The 1,353-nt window shown below is 65.3% G+C and carries 1 protein-coding gene and 1 pseudogene; both read left to right on the plus strand.

Translation table 11 applies throughout. The annotated features are described in order from the left end of the window. Nucleotides 1–272 (plus strand): annotated as a pseudogene (locus ACWD2L_RS41005) (alpha-1,4-glucan--maltose-1-phosphate maltosyltransferase); the annotation flags it as partial. Between the two features lie 47 nt (nt 273–319). Further along, on the plus strand, nt 320–1,353 hold a 1,034-nt coding region (locus tag ACWD2L_RS41010), incomplete at its 3' end, for an alpha-amylase family glycosyl hydrolase (protein ID WP_451193852.1).

Here is a 1,353-nt window from a genome sequence, read left to right on the forward strand (position 1 = left end):
ACGCGGTGCTCGTGTACTCGAAGACCGCCACCACCGCACAGGGCTCGAACACGGTTCTGGTGGTCGTGAACCTCGACCCGCACCACACCCAGGAGGCGACAGTGTCGTTGGACATGCCACGCCTGGGGCTCGACTGGCACGCATCCGTGCCGGTGCGCGACGAACTCACCGGCGACACCTATCACTGGAGCAGGACGAACTATGTGCGCCTAGAGCCGGGCCGCACGCCCGCGCACATCCTCGTCCTCCCGTCACCGTCCACGCCGCGATGAACTCACCGGCACGGACGGGACATGGGATTCGGAGGGTCACCCACACCATGATGATGAATGAGCCCGTCCCGGACACCTTCGAGGACACCCCTGCGAAGGACCGGGACCCGGATTGGTTCAAGCGCGCGGTCTTCTACGAAGTGCTGGTCCGTTCCTTCCAGGACAGCAACGGCGACGGCGTCGGAGATCTGAAGGGCATCACGGCGAAGCTGGACTACCTCCAGTGGCTCGGCGTCGACTGCCTCTGGCTCCCGCCGTTCTTCAAGTCCCCGCTCAAGGACGGTGGTTACGACGTCTCGGACTACACCTCGGTGCTCCCCGAGTTCGGCGACCTGGCGGACTTCGTGGAGTTCGTGGACGCGGCGCACCAGCGCGGGATGCGCGTGATCATCGACTTCGTCATGAACCACACGAGTGATCAGCACGAGTGGTTCCAGCAGTCGCGCTCCGATCCCGAAGGCCCCTACGGCGACTACTACGTGTGGGCCGACGACGACAAGCAGTACGCGGACGCCCGGATCATCTTCGTGGACACCGAGGCCTCGAACTGGACCTTCGACCCGGTCCGCAAGCAGTACTTCTGGCACCGCTTCTTCTCCCACCAGCCCGACCTCAACTACGAGAACCCGGCCGTCCAGGAGGAGATCCTGGCCGCCCTGCGCTTCTGGCTCGACCTGGGCATCGACGGCTTCCGCCTGGACGCGGTCCCCTACCTGTACGCCGAGGAGGGCACCAACTGCGAGAACCTCCCGGCCTCCCACGCCTTCCTCAAACGGGTCCGCAAGGAGATCGACGCCCAGTACCCCGACGTCGTCCTGCTCGCGGAGGCCAACCAGTGGCCCGAGGACGTCGTCGACTACTTCGGCGCACCCGACACCGGCGGCGACGAATGCCACATGGCGTTCCACTTCCCGGTGATGCCAAGGATCTTCATGGCGGTCCGCCGCGAATCCCGCTACCCGGTCTCGGAGATCCTCGCCAAGACGCCACCGATCCCGGACGGCTGCCAGTGGGGCATCTTCCTGCGCAACCACGACGAGCTCACCCTCGAGATGGTCACCGACGAGGAACGCGACTACAT

This window comes from Streptomyces sp. NPDC002754, assembly GCF_053592315.1.